Below are 5,753 nucleotides of genomic sequence, written 5' to 3'. Positions count from 1 at the left end.
CGACTTACCTGAACGCTGCGCTCGCGGTTCGGCTTCAGCACGATTCCGAGACCGCCCGCCGCCAGGACGCGCTGGGCTCGGTGCTGTGGCGGACGCTGCAGCCGCGCGTCACCCCGCGCGCCGAAGTGCTGTTGCCGCCGACCAATTGGAAACTTCGGTCCGATGACGCGGGGGCCATCCTGTCCACACTGGCGACCGCGATCCGCTCGGGGCTGGCGGTGCCGCGGCCACTGCCGGCGCTGATCGCCGACGCATCAGCCACCCCGCCCGCGTCTGCGCCGCTGCCGCGATCGGGCGCCGAGGCTGGCGAACGCGGCCGGTTCGATAACCGCGTCGTCGCCACGATCGCGAACGAAGTCAACCGGCTAGCGGGGCTGACCGCGGCGTTGACAGCCGATGCCCGCACCGGATTGACCGGTGTCGGCTACACCGCGCCGTTGCGCGAGGACATGCTGCGTACGGTCAGCCAGGCCCAACGGCCCGACACCCGCAACGGGTTGGCACAGCGGCGCCTGGGAATCGTTGGCACCGCAATCAATGACCTGTTCGGCGCAGTCACCATCGTCAACCCGACCGGGTCCTACACGCTGGCGACCGAGCACAGCCCGCTCCCGCTGGCCCTGCACAACGGGCTGGGCGTTCCGATCCGGGTGCGTCTGCACGTCGAAGCCCCGCCAGGGATGCGCGTCACCGATCTCGGCGAGATGGAGTTGCCACCGGGATATCTGCCGCTGCGCGTACCGATCGAAGTGAACTTCACCCAGCGCGTGGCCATCGACGTGACGTTGCACACCCCGGCAGGTGTGCCGCTGGGCGAGCCTGTGCGGCTGTCGGTGCATTCCAACGCCTACGGCAAGGTGCTGTTCGCGATCACGCTGAGCGCGGCGGCGGTGCTGGTGGCGCTGGCGGGACGACGGCTGTGGCACCGCTTCCGTGGCCAGCCAGACCCCGCCGACCTGGACCGGCCAGACCCCGCGGACACGCCGTTCGCCGATGACGATCGTCTCGTCGACGAAGAGCACAGCCGATGAGCTCCGCCCGTCGCTCGTCGCCGCGACCGGCGCTGCCACCAGTCGCGCGCCAGCGCCGGCCCCACCGGCCGGGGCCGCCGACCGGTCCGCTGCCGCCGACGGGGCTGGTGTCGTCGCAGAGCACACCGCCACAGAATCGTCCCGAGCTCTCCGACGCCGCACTGGTCTCGCGCTCGTGGGGAATGGCGTTCGCCACCCTGATCAGCCGCCTCACCGGGTTTGCCCGGATCGTCATCCTGGCCGCAATCCTGGGTGCGGCGCTGTCCAGCGCGTTCTCGGTGGCCAACCAGCTGCCGAACCTGGTCGCCGCGCTGGTGCTGGAGGCGACATTCACCGCGATCTTCGTGCCGGTACTCGCGCGGGCCGAGCAGGATGACGCCGACGGGGGTGCGGCGTTCGTGCGGCGCTTGGTGACACTGGCCACCACCTTGCTGTTGGTGACCACACTGTTGTCGGTGGCCGCCGCTCCCCTGCTGGTGCAGTTGATGCTGGGCCGCAACCCTCAGGTCAACGAACCGCTCACCGCGGCATTCGCCTATTTGCTGCTGCCACAGGTGATCTTCTACGGCCTGTCCTCGGTGCTGATGGCCATCCTGAACACCCGCAACGTCTTCGGGCCGCCGGCTTGGGCGCCCGTCGTCAACAACGTCGTCGCAATCGCCACGCTGGGCGCCTACCTGGCCACGCCGGGGCAACTGTCGGTGGACCCGGTGCAGATGGGCAACGGCAAGCTGCTGGTGCTGGGCGTCGGAACCACATTGGGAGTGGTCGCGCAGACGGTGGTGCTGCTGGCGGCAATCCGGCGTCAGCGCATCAGCCTTCGCCCGTTGTGGGGAATCGACGATCGGCTCAAACGCTTCGGCACGATGGCCGCCGCGATGGTGTTCTACGTGCTGATCAGCCAGATCGGTCTGATCGTCACCAACCAGATCGCCAGCACCGCAGCCGCTTCCGGGCCGGCGATCTACAACTACACCTGGCTGGTGCTGATGCTGCCGTTCGGCATGATCGGCGTGACCGTGCTGACCGTGGTGATGCCGCGGCTGAGCCGCAATGCCGCTGCCGACGACACCCCCGCGGTGCTGGCCGACCTCTCGCTGGCCAGCCGCCTGACGATGATCACGCTGATTCCGACAGTGGCGTTCATGACCGTCGGCGGGCCGGCGATCGGCAGTGCGTTGTTCGCCTACGGACACTTCGGTGACGTCGACGCCGGCTACCTGGGCATGGCGATCGCGTTGTCGGCGTTCACGCTGATCCCCTACGCGATCGTGCTGCTGGAGCTGCGCGTGTTCTACGCCCGCGAACAGCCATGGATACCGATCGTGATCATCATCATCATCACGACCGTCAAGATCGGCGCTTCGCTGCTGGCGCCGCACCTGACCGACAATCCCGACCTGGTCGCCGGTTACCTCGGATTCGCCAACGGTTTGGGATTTTTGGCGGGCGCAATCGTCGGCTACTACCTGCTGCGCAACGCGTTGCGGCCGCCCGGCGGCCACCTGCTCGGCCTCGCGGAGATGCGCACCATCCTGGTCACGATCACCGCGTCGTTGCTCGCGGGGCTGATCGCGCACGTGGTCGACGAGCTGATGGGGATGCGGAGGCTGACCGCCTACGCCGGCGGCGCCGGCTCGCTCCTGCGGCTGTTCGTGCTCGCGGTGATCATGTCGCCCATCGTGGCCGCGGTCATGGTGCGCGCGCGGGTACCCGAGGCGCAGGCGGCGCTGGCGGCAATTCGCGGCTGGCTTAGTGGCCAACCCAGGCCGGCTGCGCGCCCTGGTGGCCCGCCGCGCAACGTCGCCGCTGGCAAACCAGCGGCATCCGATCAGCTGTTCCGTCCCGGCAGCTTCACGTACCCTGAGCAAAGGAATTCGTCTACGCCGCGGGGATATCCGGCACGAGAACCCATCCGGCGCGGGCTTCCGGAGAACGTAACCGGGGAAGGGATGGGGAAAGGACCGGGGATGACCGACGGCCCATCGGACAGCACCTCATCCAAAGCTGTCTCCGACGTCGACCCCGGCCCGGCATCCTCCCCGTCTGATGGGCCGCCTCCTCCTCGCGCCGCTTCGCGGCCCGCATCGTCACCGGCCGTCGATGACTTCCAGCCCGACGTGGTCGCAGCGCCAGACCCGCCTCCGCGGCCCAACGGCGAACCCCCGGCAGATCCCGCCGATCCGATGGGCTTCGACGCCTCGCGTGATCCGTCGGCGCCAGCCTCGTCAAACCAAGACGAACCGCCGCTGGTTCCCGGTGCCAGCATTGCCCGCGGTCGCTACCGGCTACTGGTCTTTCATGGCGGTGCCCCGCACCTGCAGTTCTGGCAAGCACTCGACACCGCGCTGGATCGGCAGGTGGCACTGACGTTCGTGGACCCAGACGGAGCGCTAGCCGACGACCAAGTGCGCGACATCCTGTCTCGCACCATGCGGCTGAGCCGCGTCGACAAACCCGGGATCGCCAGGGTGCTCGACGTCGTCCACACCGGCACCGGCGGTTTGGTGGTCACCGAATGGGTCCGCGGCGGTTCGCTGCAGGAGGTCGCCGACACCTCGCCGTCCGCCGTCGGCGCTGCCCGCGCCATGCAAACGCTGGCCTCCGCCGCCGAGGCGGCCCACCACGCCGGTGTCGCGTTGTCGATCGATCATCCCAGCCGGGTGCGGGTCAGCATCGAAGGCGACGTGGTGCTGGCCTTCCCCGCGACCATGCCCCACGCCACCCCCGAGGATGACATCCGCGGCATCGGCGCCGCCCTCTACGCGCTGCTGGTCAACCGCTGGCCGCTACCGGAAACCGGCGTCGGCGGCGAGATGGCCCCGGCGCCGCGCGAACCGGGCGGTCAGCCTGTCGAACCGAGCTCGATCGACCGCGCCATCCCCTACCAGATTTCTGCGGCGGCCACCCATTCCATTCAGGGTGACGGCGGGATACGCAGTGCGGCAACGCTTTTGAACTTGCTACAGCAGGCGACCGCGGTGGCCGATCGCACCGAGCTGTTGAGCCCACTGCCCGACCTGCCGCCGGAGCCCGCCCGGCCGGACCGCTCCCGCCCGCCCACGCTGGAGGAAGCGCAGGCACGGGTCCGTCGGCGCCGCGCCGTAACAATCGGGGTCGGCGCTGGAGCCGCGATCATCGTGGTGGCTTTACTGGTCCTGGCATCAGTGCTGAGCCACATGTTCGGCGACGTCAGTGGCCTGGACAAAGACCAGCTGGGTCTCAACGCGCCGTCGGGTAGTTCGAGCTCCAGCGAAACCGCAGCGGCGGGTAGCGTCGTCAAGCCGGTGAGTGTGAAAGTCTTCTCCCCCGGCCAAGAGGCCGACAACCCCAGCAAAGCCGCCCTCGCAATCGACGGCAACGCGGCCACCGCGTGGGACACCGACACCTACCATGACGCCGTCCCGTTCCCGAGCTTCAAAGCCGGCGTCGGGTTGCTGCTGCAGCTGCCAAAACCAACCGTGGTCGGCGCGGTAACAGTCGACCTGGCCAGCACCGGAACTAAAATTCAGATCCGCTCGTCGGCGACGGCGACGCCGGCCAAGTTGGACAACACCACGGCGCTGACTCAGCCGGTGGCGATGCATCCGGGTCGCAACAGCATCCCGGTCAAGTCCTCGGCCCCCACCTCGTATCTGCTGGTCTGGATTCCGACTTTGGGGACGACTAACGGCGAAAGCCGCTCGGGCATCTCCGAGTTAACGGTTCAAGCCGCGTCCTGACGCACCGGCCCGATCGGGTGAAGTGCCGGGTATGCACCGATTGGTTACTGTCCGGCCGTGGGCTTCGGGCGCAAAGTTCAGCAACGCAGTGACGCCGAATTGCTGGCCGCCCACGTCGCCGGCGACCGCTATGCCTTCGAGGAGCTGTTCTACCGCCACCAGGGGCAGCTGCACCGGGTTGCCCGGCTGACCAGCCGCAGCCCTGAGGACGCCGAGGACGCGCTGCAGGACGCGATGGTCTCGGCACACCGCAGCGCCGGTTCCTTTCGCCATGACGCCGCCGTCAGCAGTTGGCTGCACCGCATCGTGGTCAACGCATGCCTGGACCGGCTGCGCCGCAACAAGTCTCATTTGACCACCGCGCTGGACGACGTCTACCCGGTCGCCGATCGGACCGCGCAGGTGGACACCGCGATCGCCGTGCATCGGGCATTGATGCGACTGCCCGTCGAACAGCGCGCGGCGGTGGTTGCGGTCGACATGCACGGCTATTCGGTCGCCGACACCGCAGCGATGCTCGGGGTGGCCGAAGGCACCATCAAGAGTCGCTGCGCCCGCGCCCGGGCCCGGCTGGCCACGATCCTGGGCTACCTGGAAACCGACAGCGCGCCCCACCGCCCGGCTGGCTAGCCGACCCGCGCGCCGTGCGTGGCGTTCGGGATAGCGATGACGGACACTGAGGCGGATGGACGGAGTTGGGCCGGATAACAGCGACAATGCGGGCGCCGATCCCCCGCTGACCGTGGAGGCCTTGGCCGACCTGCAGGCAGGTTTACTCGACGACGACACCGCCGCCCGGCTGCGTAAGCGAGTCCGCGCAGACCCAGACGCCCAGCAGACGATGGCCGCGCTCAATCGCGTCCGTCGCGATGTCGCGGCCCTGGACACCGACGCGTCGTCGGCTCCGGACGTGGCGCCCAGCGTCGTCGACGGGGTTGCCGCAGCGCTACGCGCCGAGCGGCCGGAACGTTCCCGCACGGGCGCGGCGCATACCGTCCGC

At 68.9% G+C, this 5,753-nt stretch carries 2 protein-coding genes and 2 pseudogenes; all 4 read left to right on the top strand.

All coding sequences use genetic code 11. From position 1 onward, the window contains the following. Nucleotides 1–1,031, top strand: a pseudogene (locus WBF82_RS18530) (hypothetical protein); the annotation flags it as partial. Further along, entirely contained in the window at nucleotides 1,028–4,753 is a 3,726-nt protein-coding gene (murJ, locus tag WBF82_RS18525; RefSeq protein WP_424384413.1) for a murein biosynthesis integral membrane protein MurJ, read from the top strand. The pseudogene WBF82_RS18530 and the gene murJ, both read left to right, overlap by 4 nt. Before the next feature lie 57 nt (nucleotides 4,754–4,810). After that, a complete protein-coding gene (gene sigM / locus WBF82_RS18520; RefSeq protein WP_424384412.1) occupies nucleotides 4,811–5,383 on the top strand; it encodes an RNA polymerase sigma factor SigM in 573 nt (190 codons plus the stop codon). Between the two features lie 55 nt (nucleotides 5,384–5,438). Then, nucleotides 5,439–5,753 (top strand): annotated as a pseudogene (locus tag WBF82_RS18515) (hypothetical protein); the annotation flags it as partial.

The organism is Mycobacterium sp. (assembly GCF_049673265.1).
Lineage (GTDB): Bacteria > Actinomycetota > Actinomycetes > Mycobacteriales > Mycobacteriaceae > Mycobacterium.
Note: the sequence above shows the minus strand (reverse complement) of the source record. Positions and strands in the feature narration are given on the sequence as shown.